Source organism: Kitasatospora sp. NPDC088346 (assembly GCF_044740765.1).
In the GTDB taxonomy this organism is placed as follows: Bacteria; Actinomycetota; Actinomycetes; order Streptomycetales; family Streptomycetaceae; genus Kitasatospora.
The window spans coordinates 147,732-162,846 of the sequence record NZ_JBIURH010000009.1 but is presented as its reverse complement, the minus strand read 5'-3'; the positions used below and the strand labels follow the sequence as shown (position 1 = coordinate 162,846).

General features: G+C 75.2%; 13 protein-coding genes. 6 read left to right on the top strand and 7 right to left on the bottom strand.

From position 1 onward, the window contains the following. The first annotated feature begins 250 nt into the window (after positions 1-250). Both ACIOFR_RS15305 and ACIOFR_RS15300 read left to right on the top strand, forming a co-directional pair. Positions 251-961 (top strand): ricin-type beta-trefoil lectin domain protein, encoded by a 711-nt coding sequence (locus tag ACIOFR_RS15305; protein WP_400996762.1) that lies wholly within the window; start codon positions 251-253, stop codon positions 959-961. Between the two features lie 506 nt (positions 962-1,467). After that, entirely contained in the window at positions 1,468-1,953 is a 486-nt protein-coding gene (locus ACIOFR_RS15300) for a hypothetical protein (RefSeq protein ID WP_400996759.1), read from the top strand. Here the strand turns inward: ACIOFR_RS15300 and ACIOFR_RS15295 are convergent. From ACIOFR_RS15295 to ACIOFR_RS15280, 4 genes are all read right to left on the bottom strand, one after another. Continuing rightward, positions 1,856-2,350, bottom strand: a complete 495-nt coding sequence (locus tag ACIOFR_RS15295) for a hypothetical protein (RefSeq protein WP_400996757.1) — start codon at positions 2,348-2,350, stop codon at positions 1,856-1,858. The genes ACIOFR_RS15300 and ACIOFR_RS15295 overlap by 98 nt on opposite strands. Further along, the gene (locus tag ACIOFR_RS15290) at positions 2,350-3,468 is read right to left on the bottom strand and encodes a molybdopterin-dependent oxidoreductase (protein ID WP_400996963.1); all 1,119 of its coding nucleotides are present in this window, start codon (positions 3,466-3,468) and stop codon (positions 2,350-2,352) included. Before ACIOFR_RS15290 ends, ACIOFR_RS15295 begins: the two co-directional genes overlap by 1 nt. A gap of 159 nt (positions 3,469-3,627) precedes the next feature. Beyond that, positions 3,628-4,431, bottom strand: a complete 804-nt coding sequence (locus ACIOFR_RS15285; RefSeq protein ID WP_400996754.1) for a maleylpyruvate isomerase family mycothiol-dependent enzyme — start codon at positions 4,429-4,431, stop codon at positions 3,628-3,630. A 29-nt stretch (positions 4,432-4,460) separates the two neighbouring features. Beyond that, positions 4,461-6,458, bottom strand: a complete 1,998-nt coding sequence (locus ACIOFR_RS15280; RefSeq protein WP_400996752.1) for an aldehyde dehydrogenase family protein — start codon at positions 6,456-6,458, stop codon at positions 4,461-4,463. A gap of 113 nt (positions 6,459-6,571) precedes the next feature. Here ACIOFR_RS15280 and ACIOFR_RS15275 point away from each other — a divergent pair, with 113 nt between their 5' ends. Then, positions 6,572-7,042, top strand: coding sequence for a MarR family winged helix-turn-helix transcriptional regulator (locus ACIOFR_RS15275; protein WP_400996749.1), 471 nt, complete (start codon positions 6,572-6,574; stop codon positions 7,040-7,042). 32 nt (positions 7,043-7,074) lie between these two features. On the opposite strand, the gene ACIOFR_RS15270 is transcribed toward ACIOFR_RS15275, so the two are convergent. Further along, positions 7,075-7,986, bottom strand: coding sequence for a LysR family transcriptional regulator (locus ACIOFR_RS15270; RefSeq protein WP_400996746.1), 912 nt, complete (start codon positions 7,984-7,986; stop codon positions 7,075-7,077). Positions 7,987-8,174: 188 nt separating this feature from the next. Between ACIOFR_RS15270 and ACIOFR_RS15265 the strand changes: the two genes are divergently transcribed. Further along, the gene (locus tag ACIOFR_RS15265; protein WP_400996743.1) at positions 8,175-9,248 is read left to right on the top strand and encodes a YncE family protein; all 1,074 of its coding nucleotides are present in this window, start codon (positions 8,175-8,177) and stop codon (positions 9,246-9,248) included. A gap of 108 nt (positions 9,249-9,356) precedes the next feature. Further along, positions 9,357-10,130 carry an MBL fold metallo-hydrolase gene (locus ACIOFR_RS15260; RefSeq protein WP_400996741.1) on the top strand — a complete coding sequence of 258 codons (774 nt, stop codon included), beginning with the start codon at positions 9,357-9,359 and terminating at the stop codon, positions 10,128-10,130. Between the two features lie 87 nt (positions 10,131-10,217). Here ACIOFR_RS15260 and ACIOFR_RS15255 read toward each other — a convergent pair whose 3' ends face one another. Beyond that, positions 10,218-10,622 carry a hypothetical protein gene (locus tag ACIOFR_RS15255; RefSeq protein ID WP_400996738.1) on the bottom strand — a complete coding sequence of 135 codons (405 nt, stop codon included), beginning with the start codon at positions 10,620-10,622 and terminating at the stop codon, positions 10,218-10,220. Between the two features lie 196 nt (positions 10,623-10,818). Between ACIOFR_RS15255 and ACIOFR_RS15250 the strand changes: the two genes are divergently transcribed. Further along, a complete protein-coding gene (locus ACIOFR_RS15250; protein ID WP_400996736.1) occupies positions 10,819-12,852 on the top strand; it encodes a multicopper oxidase family protein in 2,034 nt (677 codons plus the stop codon). Between the two features lie 21 nt (positions 12,853-12,873). Here the strand turns inward: ACIOFR_RS15250 and ACIOFR_RS15245 are convergent, their stop codons facing one another. Beyond that, positions 12,874-15,051 (bottom strand): SpoIIE family protein phosphatase, encoded by a 2,178-nt coding sequence (locus ACIOFR_RS15245; protein WP_400996733.1) that lies wholly within the window; start codon positions 15,049-15,051, stop codon positions 12,874-12,876. Positions 15,052-15,115: the final 64 nt, after the last annotated feature.

The following is a 15,115-nucleotide window of genomic DNA, read 5'->3' as shown; positions in this document are numbered from 1 at the left end:
AAGAGGCGGCAGGGCGGCGTGACCACTGAGGTGGCGCCGGCCTCCGCGACAGAGGGGTGGTGCCATGAAAGCTGCATCACAGTGCGCGGCGTGCGAGCGGAACGGCCGGGCGGAGGAATGCCGTTGCGGGCAGCCACCGGCCCTGGTCCCGGGGCAGCCACCGGCCCGGGTGCCAGGTCAGCGGTCGGCGCCCGCACCCCGCGACCCCGCCGCGGCCCGGCCGCGGGTCGACCGGCGCAGACTGCGCCCGGTGGTCGAGCCGTGGTTGAGGGCGCCTCAGGTCGCCGGCCTGCTGGCGGCCGGCCTGGTGGCCACCACGGCGGCCGTCAGCGTCCTGGCCGTCGTCACCACACCGGACGCGCTGACGGCGCCGATCGCAGGTCCCCTGCTGCCGCAGACCTGGAGCCTCACCGCGTCGGCGGCGCCGAGCCTCGTGCCGTCCGCGTCCCCGGTGAGCCCGTCCCCCAGCGCCGGCACGACGACGGCCGAGCCCTCACCGTCGCCCTCGCCGTCGCCGTCACCTTCGCCATCTCCCTCCCCGCCCCCCTCCCCGTCCCCGTCGCCCCCGCCGCCGGTGAACCCAGACCTCCAGGGAACGCTGGTCAGCGCAGCCTCCGGGCGCTGTCTGACGGTCAGCGGCCAGACCCGGGTGGACATCCGGGACTGCGGGGAGGTCCAGGCCCAGCAGTGGACCGTGACCCAGGCCGGCGAGGTGCGCGACCGGGGCGGTGACTGCCTCGCGGCGTGGAACGGCGGCGTCCAGCCCGGGACGCCGGTGCACGTGTTCCCGTGCACCCGGGACGGCCGGCAGCTGTGGCGCACGGGCGTCAGCGGCGCGCTGGTCGACGTGCGGTCAGGTCTGTGCCTGGACGTGTACAACGGCCGCATCGCCAACGGCACCATGGTCCAACTCTGGTACTGCGGCTTCCACCAGGCGAACCAGACCTGGGGCGTGTCCTGAGCGACCGTCCGACGCGGCCCCGGCAGGGCGGCGAGGCGGGCGGGCGGCAGAGCGGGCGCCAGGGCGGGCGTGGCCGTCGACCGGACAGGTGGATCGACGGCCACGCCCACCGGCGGGCCGGTGGGACGGCGCACCCAGGCCGTCCCACCTGAGGCGGGCAGGATCCGAGCGGCAGTGGGATGCTGCCCGCTGCCCGCGTGCCGCCGACGGACCTCGTCACCGTCGGACCGGCACACCGATCGTATGACCGGCCAGGGGCCGGGGAGAAGGCATCTCAGCTGCCCCGCAGCTGCTCCTAAGGCTGGGCTGAGGTCTGCCCGAGGGGCCGTCCGGAGGCGGGCCGGGCGAATCTGAGCGCAACCTTAGGCGACCGTTAGGGCCGGTTCACGACCGGCCGGCCGGGCCCGTACCGCTTCTACGATCACTCCACGGCCCCCAGCCCCCGGCGGGGCGGGGGGCCGTCCAAGGCCGAGGCGAGCCGCGGTGATCCATGAGGAGGAACCTCCATGCGCCGAATATCCCGGCTTCCCGCGACGAGGACCGGCAGCGAGCGGACCGGCGCCGCGCTGCGGGCCCGCGCGGTCCGTCGCCTGGAGGAGACGGCCGCCGAGCTGTGGAGCTTCGTCCCGGTGACGTTCCCCGACGGGACGTCCTTCCCCGCGCGGCGCGCCTTCGACGAGGCCGTCGCGCTGGGCAGGGCCGTGATCTACGCGTCGCCGCCCCGGGCCGCGGACCTGATGCGGTTCTGCCTGAAGGCCCTCGCGGGCCTCGCCTCGGTGGGCGACCCGCACACCTACACCGTCCAGGCCGGGATCGACGCGATGGCGGCGCGCACCCTGCTGCGGCAGAGCGGGATGGCCGCCTGGGAACAGACCCTGACACGGGTTCTGCTGCTCACCGTCGAGTACCACCGCAAGGCGGGTCACCTTCCGGTGGCGCACCGGCTGCCCGAGGGCGGGAGCGGCCCCGCGCCGCAGCGTCCGGCCTCCTGAGGCGGGCCCGAGGGCCCCGGCGGCGGGCGATCAGCGCCCATCCGGTGGTCACGGCGGCGATCGCGGCCAGCACCAGGAGCCAGTTGCGCAGGTAGGGCAGCGGCAGGACGGTCGGATTGCCGCCGTCCGTGCCGGCCCGCAGGACGGCCGGGAGCGCGACGGCGGAGACGGCGGCGGCCACGCCCAGACCGGTGCGGACCGGCGTGCTGCGGGCGAGGGTCGCGCCGATCAGGCACACCAGCGGCAGCCACAGGCCGTCGTGGAGGATCAGCCCGCCGACGGCCCACCGGACGATCGCCGGCGGGTCCTGGACGAACGGGTCGGTGAGCAGCCCGGCAAGGCCCCAGCCGGTCAGTGCGAGGCCGGCGATGGCGAGGGCGGCGCGCAGCGTCCGCATCACAGGACCTCCATCCGGGTGACCCACTTGGTCTGCAGCACACCGGGGCGGTTCGGCGCCATGATCCGGGCCGGGTAGCCGTGGTCGGGGGCCAGGACCTCGCCGTTGACCCGCAGCGCGAGCAGGGTCAGCGGATCGTGGGCGTGCGCGGTGGGCAGGTCCGTCACCCGGTACGGTCCGTCGGCCTCCAGCGAGGTGACCCGCACCCGGGCGCCGGCCGGGGCGCCCACGAGCTCCAGCAGGTCCCGGACGCGTACGCCCGTCCAGCGGGCCGAGGCGCTCCACCCCTCGACGCAGGCGATCGGCAACTCGGCCTCGTACTGCGGCAGTCGGGCGAGGTCGGCGAGCGAGAGGGTGAGCGGCCGGGGGCCGTCGACGGTCAGCCGCCAGTCGGCGGGGACGGTCGTGGTGCCGGCCTGGGCGGCGGTGCGGTTGACCGGCAGCCCCTGCGGGCCGAGGTCCGGGCGGCGCGGCGCGAACAGGTCGGTGGCGCGCAGCCACGGGACGCTCTGCCCTGCCGTGGTCAGGGTCACCGCGCCCACCGAGGCGGCGACCGCCGTCAGGAAGGCCCGGCGCTGGGCGAGTCCGGGCCGGGCGCGCCGCCAGTGTTCGCCGATCGCCGGAGCCTTGGCGGCGACGTGCAGCAGCAGCCCGCCGGTGGCCAGCCAGCCCAGCCAGAAGTGCGTCTGCCGGAAGGGGAACGGCCACGGGTACCACTGCAGGGTGTTGAACAGGCCGGTGAACAGCTCCAGCAGCATCGCGGCCACCAGGACGGCGATCCCCAGCCGCTCCAGGGCGTGCAGCACGCTGCGGGCCGGCGGCCACTCGAAGAGCTTCGGGTAGACCGTCCAGAGTTTCGCGGCCAGCAGCGGGATCGCGGCGATCCCGCTGATCACGTGCAGGCCCTGGGTGATCCGGTACCCGTCGACCGGCCGGCTCGGCAGCCAGCCGGGCCCCTCCTGGACGAGATGGCTGAACAGCCCGGTCAGGAAGCAGGTGAGCAGCGCCGCGCCGAGCCACCGGCCGACCACCACGGCGGTGCGGGGGTCGTGCAGGGCGGAGCTGAAGGTGCCCTCCCGCAGCGGCCCGCGCCGGAGGGCGTCCGGCGGGGTCGGCAGCGGGAGGTCGTACGCGGCGCGGCGCGGGGGAGGGAGGTTGTCGTCCACCCGTCCATCAGACCGTCCGGAGGGCCTCGGGAGGGGCTTCGGCGTGCTTACGGAAGTCGTACGGACGCCCCGGCGCCCGTCCGGCCGGCGGCTGTGCGGCGTCCCCGCGGCTCAGAACGCCGAGTTGGCGCACCAGCGGGCGAGCAGCTCGCGGTCGCCGTCGAGGGTGAAGGCGGCGGCGTCGTGCGGCAGCCGGCCGTAGAGCAGGAGCAGCAGGTCGGCCGCCGTCCCCCGCACCGTCGCGTCGGCGGCCTGGGCCGTCCGGGCGGCGGGGTCGAGGCCGAAGCCGTCGGGCCGCAGCCGCACCCACCAGTCGCCGGGCCCGTCCGGATCCCCGTCGGTGGCGTGGAAGCGGACGGTCTCGCCGGTGCCGCGCAGCTCGGCCACCCTGGGCGCGAAGATGCCGGCGAAGGGGAGGTTGACCAGGAACTCGTCGATGCCGTCGAGCGCGAGGGCGCGGTCGACGCGGGAGTCGAGCCGCAGGGCGCGCTCGGCGTCGGTCCGGTGCACCAGGGTCTCGAAGAGCATCCGGCGGGCCCAGAACCGGGCGTGCTGGTCGGCGCCCCAGGCGTACATCGGCACGTCGGGCCCGGTGGCGGCGAAGGCGTCGGCGGCCTCGGCCGCGCTCGCAGTCAGCCAGCCGGGCCAGCCGTCGGCACCGTCCGGCAGCCGCAGGTCGACGTCGCGACTGCGCGGCGGCTCCTGGACGCGCCCGCGCAGCAGGACCGAGAACCAGCGCTGGACGCTGCCGGTGTGCCGGACCAGGTCGGCCAGCGTCCAGCCGGGGCAGGCGGGTACCGGGGTGGTGAGGTCCGCGCCGTCGAGCGCGGCGACGAACCGTGCGGTCTCGGTCGCGACGGCCGCGCGGTGGTCGGCCGGGCCGGGCGCCCGGTCGGGGTGGAGCGGGGTGGTCATCGTGTCGTTCCTCCGGTCGTGGTGCGGGGTCAGCCGAGCGGCTTGTCGAGGATCGCCTTGGTGTGGCTGAAGGTGTCGATGGAGTACTCGCCGTGGTAGCGGCCCATGCCGCTCTCGCCGACGCCGCCGAACGGCAGCTCGGGCACCGCCAGGTGCGAGACCGGCAGGCCGAACGCGAGGGCGCCGGAGGAGGTCTCGTCGGTGAGCCGTCGCTTGGTGTCCGCCGACTCGGTGAAGGCGTAGAGCGCGAGGGGCTTGTCACGGCCGTTGACGAACGCGATCGCGGCGTCCAGGTCGGGGACGGCGACGACCGGCAGGATCGGGCCGAAGATCTCCTCCCGCATCACCGGGTCGTCGGCCTCGACGTCCGCCAGGACGGTGGGGGCGAGGTAGCGGGCGGCACGGTCGTGCCCGCCGCCGGTGACGACGCGTCCGCTGCCGAGCAGCGCGGTCAGCCGGTCGAGGTGGCGCTCGTTGACGATCCGCCCGTACTCCGGGTGGGCGGCGGGGTCGTCGCCGTACGCGGCCCGGACGGCGTCGGCCAGCCGGTCGGGGAGTTCGGCGGCGGTCTCGCCGATCGCGAGGACGTAGTCGGGGGCGACGCAGGTCTGGCCGGCATTGAGGAACTTGCCGCGGACGATCCGTTGCGCGGTGGCCGCCAGGTCGACGCCGGGCTCGACCACGACCGGGCTCTTGCCGCCGAGTTCCAGCGTGACGGGGGTGAGGTGCCGGGCGGCGGCGGCCATCACGATCCGGCCGACCGCGCCGTTGCCGGTGTAGAAGACGTGGTCGAAGCGCTGCTCCAGCAGGGCGGTGGTCTCCGGGACGGCGCCCTCGACGACGGCGACGGTGTCGCGGCCGAGGTAGCGGGGCAGCAGCCGGGCGATGGCCGCGGAGGTCGCCGGGGCCAGCTCGCTGGGCTTGACCACGGCCGTGTTGCCGGCCGCCAGTGCGCCCACCAGCGGGGCGAGTGCCAGCTGCAGGGGGTAGTTCCACGGCGCGATCACCAGGACGACGCCGAGCGGTTCGCGGACCACCCGGGCTTCGGCGGGCCGGAAGGCGTCCGGGACACCGGCCGGCGCCGGGCTCAGCCATTGCTCCAAGTGCCGCACGGTGTGGTCGAGTTCGTTCACCGTGAAGGCGATCTCGGTGCGGTACGCCTCGGCGGGGCCCTTGCCGAGGTCCGCGTGCAGGGCCGCCAGCAGGGCGTCGCTCTGCTCGGTGAGCAGGGCCCGCAGGGCGGCCAGCCGGGCCAGCCGGTCGTCCAGCGGCCGGGTGCGGCCAGTGGCGTAGGAGGCGCGCAGCCGGGCCACCACGGCGGCGGGGTCGGCCGACAGGTCCGCGACCATCCGCCGGGCGACGTCCGCCGAGGAGCTGGGGTTCTGGCCGGTGTACAGGGTGCGGTCGACCACGGTGTGCGGCGCGAAGGGGGCGGCCGCGACGAACTCGGCGCCCAGCGCGGTCAGGCGGTCCTGGACGAGCCAGGGCGCCTTCGCGGCGAGACCGGCGGCGGTCTCCTCCTCGTTGGTGAAGGCCGTCATGCGGTAGCCGGCCAACGGCCAGCTGCCGTCCTCGCGGCGGGCGGCGAGCAGTGCGGCGGGGCCGTGGCAGACCACGCCGAGCGGCTTGCCGGAGTCGAGGGTGCGGGTGAGGATCCGGGCGGAGTCGGCGTCGACCGCGAGGTCCTCCATCGGCCCGTGGCCGCCGGGGTAGAAGACCAGGTCGAAGGCGTCGGGGTCGACCTCCGCCAGGGTGGCGGGGGCGTCGAGTCCGGCCCTGACGCTGTCCAGGTAGGCGCCGATCGCGGCGGCGCGCTCCTCCCCGCCCGCGGCCGCCGCGGTCAGGCTGCCCGGGTCGACGGGGGCGGGGACGCCGCCGGGGGTGGCGATGGTGATCTCGTAACCGGCCTCGCTGAGGATCCGGTGCGGCTCGGCGAGTTCCTCGGCCCAGTAGCCGGTCGGGTGCGGGGTGCCGTCGGCGAGGGTCCAGCGGTCGGCGCCGGTGACGACGAAGAGTGCGGCGGTCATGGGGTGGCTCCTGGGGCGGCCTGTTGAGGTCCTGGATGGTTGAACTATTCAACTAATCTGACGGTAGTCCTCAATAGTTAAAGATGTCAAGTAATATCGCCTACACTAGAACCATGACTCGCCCCGCGCCGTCCGTCCCGTCGGCCGCACCCACCCCGGCCCCCGACCCCGCCCAGCTGATGGACCGGCTCGCGCAGGCCGCGGCGGCCTACTACCGGAACTTCGCCGCGGTGGCGGCCGGGCGCGGCCTCACCCTGATGCAGGGCAAGATGCTCAGCCTGCTGCGACGGCCGATGCCCATGCGGACCCTCGCCGACCTGCTCGCCTGCGACGCCTCCAACGTGACCGGCATCGTCGACCGGCTGGAGGCGCGCGACCTGGTCCGGCGCGAGGCCGACCCCACCGACCGGCGGGTCAAACTGGTGCTGCTCACCGACGCCGGGCGGCGGACCGTCGAGGAGATCCGCGCCGAACTGCTCGCCGACCTCAGTGGCCTGGAGTCGCTGGACGAGCCCGACCGGCACGCCCTGCTGCGCCTGCTGGGCCGGGTCTTCCCCGCGGACGGCACCCGCCCGCCGCGCTGACGCCCGCGCCGCCCACCCGGGTACGGCGCCGCTCACCCGGGTGCGGTGCCGGACGCCCTCCCCGCCACCGTGACCGCCCGCAGGTGGCCGCGGAACCACCGGTGGGCGTGGTCCGCCGTGTTGCGCGGGTGCCAGGCCATGCCGATCTCCAGCGGCGGCAGGTCCAGTGGGACGGGGAAGGTGCGCAGGCCCAGGGCGGCGACGGCGTCGGGCAGCCACCCGCCGAGGGTCAGCGCGACCAGGTCGGTGGTCCGGGCCAGCAGCAGGGCCGCGGTGTGGCTCGGGACGACGGCGGCCACCCGCCGCCGCAGGCCCTGCCGGGCCAGGGCGGTGTCGATCGGCCCGTGACGCCGGCCCAGCCGGGAGACACCGACGTGGTCGGCCTCGGCGAACCGGCGGGCGTCGAGCGGGCCGTCGAACAGCGGGTGGCCGGTCCGCGCGACACCCAGGACGGGCACCCGGGTCAGGCCCTCCGTGCAGGTCTCCGGGTCGACGTGGTCGAGGGCGCCGAGTTCGACGTCCAGCAGCCCCTGGCGCAGGGCCGTTCCGCCCTCGCCGGCCTCGGACAGGAACACCACGTCCACCTCGGGCGCCCGGGAGCGGATCCGCTCGATCAGCGGCCCGGCGAGGCCGGCCAGCACCAGGTCGGCGGCCTGCACGGTGAACGTCCGCCGCAACTGCGCCGCGTCGAAGGCGGCGGTGGGAGCGAACAGCGCGTCGGACTGCCGGACGAGACCGCGCACCTGGTCGCGCAGTTCCAGCGCGCGCGGCGTCGGCACCATCTCCTGGCCGGCGCGGACCAGCAGCGGGTCGCCCGCGGCCCGCCGGAGCTTGCCGAGCATCCGGCTGGCCGCGGCCGGCGAGGTGCCGAGCCGTTCCGCGGCGCGCGTCACGCTGTTCTCCTGGAGCAGCACGTCCAGCGCCCTCAGCAGGTTCAGGTCCACGGACTCTCCTCCGGACTCGGGCGGTGGCGCGACGGGCGGGGTGACGGGCGGGGTGACGGCGGGAGCGGATTGCGTCGGGCGCAATGACCCCTTGCCCATCCTTGCATTGCCCGGTGGGTGCCCCGGCTCCGAGAGTGGAGGGGTCCGCGGGAGGGCGGACATCCCACCACCCCACTTTGGAGCAGTCCGTGCAGCAGTCCGTCCGTAGTGACCTGGCCGGCGACGTCCTCGCCGTGGTCAGCCAGAGCGGCCCCACCGTCTCCTTCTTCGACGCCGCGACCGACCGGCACCTGGAGACCGTCGACGTCCTCGCCGAGCCGCACGAGCTGTGCTTCGACCCCGTGCAGCGGCTGATCTGGTGCGCGAACACGTACCGCTCGGGCTACTACCACGCGAACAGCGGCCGGCGCAGCGAACTGACCGTCATCGACGCGGACACCCGCCGGATCGTGGAGGTCGTCGACCTCGCCCCGGAGCAGGGGCCGCACGGGCTGGCCCTGGACACCGTCCGCGGCCGCCTGTACGTCAGCGTCGAGGGCTCCGGCAGCCGTCCCGGCGGGGTCGTGGTCGTCGACACCGCGACCCGGCGCCCGATCGGGCGGATCGACACCGGCGCGCCCGGCCCGCACTGGTTCGTCGTCGACCCGGCCGGCCGGGCCGGCTACGCCAGTAACAAGGAGGCGCCGTTCGTCTCGGTGGTCGACCTCGACCGCGGTGTGCTCACCGACCGGATCGAGGTGCCCGGCAGCGAGGGCATCGCGGTGTCCGCCGACGGCGCCCGGGTCTTCGTCGCGGCGCCGTACGGGTCCTTCGCGAACCGGGGCCGGATCCCGGGCGACAGCCCGGAGGAGGCGCCGGCGACGGGCATCCGGGTGATCGACACCGCGAGCGCCTCGGTCACCGCGCTGCTGCCGACCGAGCACGTGGTCTTCCCGGTCCACGTCACCGCGACCGGCCGGTTGCTGGTCGGCGAGCTGCGGATGGAGCCCGACCCGGCCTCCCGGCTCGGCCGCCAGGCCGCCGGCCGGCTCACGGTGTTCTCGGCCGCCGGCCACGAGCGCCTCGGCACCGTCGAGGTCGGACGCTTCCCGCTCACCATCACCTCGTCCGCCGACGGCCGGATCGGGTACGTCGCCTGCGTCTCCTCCTCCACGGTCGACGTCGTCGACCTGGACGCGATGCGGCCCCTCGCCCGGCTGGACGTCGCCCGGCGCGGCGAGCCGGGCGCCCACGGGATGGCGTACCTCCCGAAGCCGGGCTGACCTGCGCCGGAACGGGTTGGCTGTCGGCGATCCGGTCTGCGGTGGGTGGATGCCGCCCACCGTCTCGATCCGGCTGGTCCGGGCGAGGCGACTGGCAGACTGCTCGGCATGAGTGACTGGTATGAGCAGTTAGCGCTGGGCAGTGACCTCGTTCGGGTCTCGGAACCCCGCGTCAGCCCGCTGCTGTCAGCGAAGACATGGTGGCTGCGCGGAGCCGACCGCGACCTCGTCGTCGATGCCGGGCTCGGTGTCGTCGCCCTGCGCGGGGAGATCCCACGCATGTTCGAGCGCGACCCGCTGGTGGTCCTCACCCACGCGCACCTGGACCACGTCGGCGGGGCTCACGAGTTTCGTGAGCGGGCCGCTCACAAGGCCGACGCCGCGATCCTGGCCGCGGGTGTCCCGGCCAGTCTGTACGGCGCCGAGCTCTACGAGAAGCTCGGCATCGATGCCGGGGGAGAGCCCGTCCCGGACCTGCTGATCAAGGACCTGCCGTATCCCGGGTACGACCCGCGGACGTATCGCGTCGAAGCGGTGACACTGAGTCGCCGGCTGGACGACGGGGACCGGATCGACCTGGGCGACCGCACGCTGACGGTCCTTCACCTTCCGGGCCACTCCCCGGGAAGCATCGCCCTGCTGGAGGAGCGCACCGGGGTGCTCTTCGCCGGCGACGTGGTGTACGACGGCCACCTGATCGACGACCTCCCGGACTCCGACGTGCCCGCCTACCGGCGCAGCATGGAGGTCCTCGCGCAGCTGGACGTGTCCGTCGTCCATCCGGGCCACGGGCGCAGCTTCGACCAGATACGGCTTCGTGAGCTGGCCCATGCCTATCTGCACAAAGCGGGCACCGGACAGGCAGGTAGTGCCTGCGGCTGACCTGACGCCTCGTCGGGTGCCGCCTGGGACGACGAGAATCGGACCAGATCACGTGAGACCGTGCCCGCCAGGGCATCGGCGTGCTGCCTACAGCCAGGTGACGTCGTCACCGTCGACGATCAGGTCGTCCCAGGCGGGGATGCGGTAGAACTTCTTGTTCTCGCCGCCGCCGAGGACGGCCTTGCGCCAGACGCCGACGCCGTCGGTGAGGGTGTAGCCGCCCTCGTAGACCTTGTCGTAGGCGGGCACGAAGGTGCCCTGCTCGCAGGTGACGTCGGTGGACCACGCCCCGTGCTCTCCGGAGGCCTCCTTGTACCGGCGCGGCATGCCGTCGCGCCGGTACCGGCCGACGTACTCGGGCTGGGGTCGGGGGTCGGCTTCGCCGGCTGCGGCGGTCACCACGGCCAGCGGTGCGCCGGCCAGGCGGGCGGGAGCGGATGCCTCTGCGGCGTCGGGGGCGATCACGGTGCAGGTGTGGTCGGAGTAGGCCACGCGCACGGTGCCGTCGGGGCGACGGCGATGGCCGGGGCCCTGTCCGGGGTGCTGGGGAAGGTGCCGGTCTCCTGACCGCACGCACCGGGGCCGTCGCCGGGGGCGGTCGGGCGGCGGGGCCCCGGGCGTCCGCGTGACACCGGCCGGCTGGGGGACAATGTCCCTGAATAGCACCATTCGTGCATAGCATCGACCTGTGCACAGAGATGACGGCCTCTCAGCCGGGACACCCGACCAGGACCACCCGACCGCCTCGATGAGCCGGCGTCAGCTGCTACGGGCCGCCGCCGTCCTCGGGGTGGGAGCGGCCGTGCCGGGCCTGGCGGAGCCGGTCTCCGCCGCGGTGCCGCGGCACGGGGCCGCCCGCGGGCGGCGCGGCGGGGACGCGCTGGACCTGGCGGCGGTGCCCAAGTACGTGACCCCGCTGTACGTCCTGCCGGCGATGCCCCGTGCGGCGCAGGGCGGCGGCCGCGACGACTACACCCTCGCCGTCCGGCAGTTCTCCCAGCAGATCCTGCCGGCGGGCTTCCCCGCCACCACCGTGTGGGGCTACGGCGCGCGGGGGCGCCCGGAGTCGTTCCACTTCCCGGCCTTCACCCTGGAGGCGGCGGCGGACCGCCCGGTGCGCGCCCTCTGGGCCAACGAACTGGTCGACCAGGACGGTCACTTCCTGCCCCACCTGCTGCCCGTCGACCCGACCCTGCACTGGGCCAACCCGACGGGCGGGGAGTCCGGCCGCGACTCCCGCCCCGCCTTCGACCAGACCCCGGGCCCGTACCGGGGACCGGTGCCGATCGTGCCGCACCTGCACGGCGGCCACGTGCTGCCGGAGGCGGACGGCTACCCCGAGGCCTGGTACCTGCCCGACGCCGTCGACATCCCCGACGGGTGCGCGCGGACCGGGAGCGCCTACGCCCGGCTGACCGGCACCGCCGAGGACGGAACGGGCCGGCAGCCCGGCACGGCGCTGTTCGAGTACCGCAACGACCAGCGGGCGGCCGCCCTCTGGTGGCACGACCACACCCTCGGGATGACCCGGCTGAACATCTACGCCGGGCTGTGCGGCTTCTACCTGCTGCGCGGCGGCGCGGCGGACCTCCCGGCCGGCGTGCTGCCCGGCCCGGCGCCGGGGCACGACGACCCGCCCGGAACGGCGTACTACGAGATCCCGCTCATGATCCAGGACCGCTCCTTCGACAGCGACGGCTCGCTGTTCTTCCCGGCCGGCCGGGGCTTCGTCGGGGACACCCCGCAGGACGGGCCGTTCCTGCCCTTCACGGACGTCCCGCCGATCTGGAACCCGGAGACCTTCGGCGAGACCATCGTGGTCAACGGCCGGACCTGGCCGGTCCTGGAGGTCGAGCCCCGCCGCTACCGCCTGCGGCTGCTGAACGGCAGCAACGCCCGCACCCTGCTGCTCAAGATCGCTGCGGACCCGCTGGCCGACCGCCCGCTGGCCGCCGCACTGCCGCTCTGGCAGATCGGCACCGACGGCGGCTTCCTGCCCGAGCCGGTCCGGCTCGATGAGGTCCTGCTCGGCGTGGGTGAACGCGCCGACGTGGTGGTCGACTTCGGCGCCCTCCCGGTGGGCACCGAGCTGTACCTGGTCAACGAGGGCCCGGACGCGGCCTTCTCCGGCGGCACGGTGGGCACCGACTACGCCGCCGCCGACCCGGAGACCACCGGCCAGGTGATGAAGTTCCTCGTCGGGCCGCTCGCCTCCACCGACACCAGCCTCCGCCCGGACCGCCTCGACCTGCCCGCCCTGAGCCGGCTCGCCGAGCCGGAGCGCACCCGGGAGCTGTCGCTGAGCGAGGTGACCTCGGCGGACTTCCGCCGGGCGCCGGTGATGGCGATGCTCGGCACCGTCACCCGCGACGCCCGGCGCCGGCCCCGCCCCGCCCCGCTCGGCTGGGGAGACCCGGTGACCGAGGACCCGGAGCAACACGCGGTCGAGCTCTGGGAGTTGTACAACTTCACCGGACACGCGCACCCGATCCACGTGCACCAGGTGATGCTGGAGGTCGTCGACCGGGAGACCTTCCGCGGGGTGGTCCGGCCGCCCGAGGCGGGCGAGTCGGGCTACAAGGACACCGTGATCGCCTACCCGCGCGAGATCACCCGGGTGAAGCTGCGGTTCGACCTCGCCGGCCGGTACGCCTGGCACTGCCACATCACCGACCACGAGGACAACGAGATGATGCGGCCGATCGAAGTCCGGCCCCGCTGAACGGCCCGCCGGGGTCCGCGCTCAGCCGGCCCCGGTCACCCGCAGCAGCAGGGTGGCGATGTCGTCGGCCCGTTCGCCGGCCGCCCTGGCCCGGCCGACCAGTTCGTCCGTGATCCGGTCCGGCTCGGCGTCCTCGGCGCGGTCCACCTGCTCGGCGACGGCGGCGATGGCGTGGTCGATCTCGACGCCGGGGCTCTCCACCAGGCCGTCCGTGTAGAGCAGCAGCAGGGTCCCGGGGACGAGCGGGATCTCGGCGACCGGGTAGCGGGCGTCCGGGTCGATGCCCAGCGGCGGCCCGGGCACCAGGTCGACGGCGCGGGTCCGCCGGCCCGGGGCGCGCAGCAGCGGGGGCGGGTGCCCGGCGTCGGCGAGCAGCGCCCGCCCGCCCTCCAGGTCCAGGTGGACGTAGAGGCAGGTGGTGAACAGACCCGGGTCCAGGTCGCACAGCAGCCGGTTGGCGCGGGCCAGGACCTGGTCGGGCGGGGCGCCCGAAGCCGCGTGCACGGCCGTGCGGACCTGGCCCATCAGCGCTGCGGCCGAGGCGTTGTGCCCCTGCACGTCGCCGATCACCGCCGCCGCCGCGCCCTCGCCGAGCCGGATGACGTCGTAGAAGTCGCCGCCGACGTCCATGCCCCGGGTCGCCGGCGAGTAGCGGGAGGCGATCTCCAGCCCGGGCACCGGAGGCAGGGTGTGCGGCAGCAGCGCCTGCTGGAGTTCGCGGGCGAGCCCGAGCTTGGCGTCGTACAGGCGGGCGCGCTCCAGCGCCTGCGCGAGCAGGCCGGCCAGCGAGGTCAGCACGGTGCGCTCGTCCACGGCGAACCGGTGCGGCTGGTCGTACGCGAGCAGGCAGCAGCCCACCGGCCGGCCCGAGGTGATCAGCGGCAGGACGGCCCAGGCCTGCTTCCCGGTGACCAGCGGGACGTCCGGATAGACCCGGACCAGCTCCTGCGGGGAGCCGAAGAAGCCCGGCAGCCCGGAGGTGAGGGCGTCCACGGTGGGCGTCTGGTGCGCGCGCAGCGGGGTGTCGTTGAAGCGCTCGATGGCCTCCCGCGGATAGCCGCGGTACCCGGTCACGTGCAGCCGCCCGGCGTCGGCGGAGAGCAGGGCCAGCCCCTGGGCGTCGAAGGCCGGCAGGATCTGCGCGGCCACCAGGTCGATCACGTCGTTGACGCTGACCGCCTCGGTGAGGGCGGCCGCCAGGTGCATGATCTGGTACAGCTGGCCCGCCCGGGAGGCGGGCGGTGGCTGCGGCCGGGTCGAGGTGGGATCGGGTGCGGGCCCCCGGCCGGCCGGGGTGATCCGGATGCTGGTGCCGTCGGAGTCGGGGTACAGCCGGAACGACAGCCAGCGGCCGGGCGGGCGCAGGGCGGTGAACTCGGTGGGCCGGCGGGTGACGACCGCCGCGCGGTAGCGGTCCTCGTACTCCGGGCCGTCCAGCCAGGGCAGCGCCTGCCACGGCAGCGCGCCGATCAGCCGCTCGCGCCGGGCGCCGAGCAGGGCGCACGCGCCGGAGCTGAGGTAGGTGATCCGGCCGTTGAGGTCGAGCGCGCAGCTGCCGCCGGGCAGCCGTTCGGCGAAGGCGCTGGCGGCGTCGGCGGGCAGCGCGGCGGTGGGCAGCCGGACGGGCAGCACCCGGGGCCGGGAGGGCGGCGTGACCGGGTGCCCGGCCAGGTCGGCCTCGGCCAGCAGCCGTCCCAGCTCGTCGCAGGCCGCCGCGATCAGGTCCTGCTCGCGGCGGCTGGCCCGGGCCGGGTGGTCGCCCGGCCACAGCAGCAGCAACGCGCCGAGGAGGCGCTCCCGGCGGCGGACCGGGGCGGCGGCCAGCGCGAAGTGGTACGGGAAGGCCAGCGCGGCCCGCGGGTAGCGCCGGGCGAAATCCTGCTGGCTGCCGCACCAGATCAGCCGGCGGTCGCGGACGGCCTCGGTGACGGGCAGCGGGGCGGTGAGCGGGACGCGGATCCACGGGGTGATGAACTCGGCGGGCATGCCCCGCAGCACCGCCAGGTGCAGCACCGGCTCGGTGGCGGGGAGCAGGTAGATCCCGCCCGCGGAGGCACCGCACCGGCGGACGATCGACGTCAGCGCCGCGTCCAGCCGCTCGTCGCGGTCGGCCGGCGCGTCCCGCTCGACCGTCACGGCACGCCCCGGCCGTGCGGCGCACGGCGCGGGCCGCCGCCGGTCACCGGCCGGTCCGTACATCGCCCATACCTGGACGCTACGCCCGTCCCGGAACCGCAGCACCACGGACGGACGCGGGAGGGGC